Source organism: Zobellella endophytica (genome assembly GCF_003012775.1).
GTDB classification, from domain to species: Bacteria; Pseudomonadota; Gammaproteobacteria; order Enterobacterales; family Aeromonadaceae; genus Oceanimonas; species Oceanimonas endophytica.
Window position 1 is genome coordinate 1 of record NZ_PXYG01000026.1, and the last position, 692, is coordinate 692.

Annotated in this window: 1 protein-coding gene; it reads left to right on the forward strand. The window is 70.7% G+C overall.

Annotated elements, in window-relative coordinates; translation table 11 throughout:
- On the forward strand, window positions 1-692 hold a 692-nt coding region (locus tag C7H85_RS19260), incomplete at both ends, for an Ig-like domain-containing protein (RefSeq protein WP_168388285.1).

Genomic DNA, 692 nt, shown 5'->3' on the forward strand with positions numbered 1-692 from the left:
GCCGGCCAGGCGAATGAAAACGAGCCGGTCACCATTGACGTGTTCGCCAACGACAGCGCGGGGGCGGACGGCGTCGACCTGGCCAGCGGCGTGGCGCTGGTGGCGGGCAGCCTCACCGGCAGTGGCAGCCTGGTGTACCACCATGACGGCAGCTTCAGCTATACCCCGGCGGCGGGCGAGCAAGGCGAGGTGCGCTTCCAGTACCGGCTCACCGACGGCGACGGGGACAGCGCCACGGCCACCGTGACCCTCACCCTGCAGGACGACTCCACGCCGACGGTCTCGGTGCTGCTGGCCGAGGGGGACGACGGCGTGGTGTGGGAGTCGGCGCTGCCGGCCGGCCGTGGCGGCGGCGACCTGACCGCGTCCGGCGTGCTGGAGGTCGACACCGGCCACGACGCCCTGGCGCTCATCGAGGTGCAGGACAAGGACGGTGCCTGGATCAGGATCGAGGCCGACGGCACCCTGGTGCAGGGGGACTACGGCACGCTGTCGGTCAATACCGACGGCAGCTGGAGCTACACCCTCGACACCAATACCCTCGAGCATGATGACCCGAACGCCATCGGCACCGACGACCAGGTGCAGGACCCGTTCCCGGTGCGGGTGACCGACGACGACGGCGACGTTTCGCCGGCGGCGACGCTGACCATCCGGGTCAACGATGACGGTCCGACCGCCGCGGACGACAG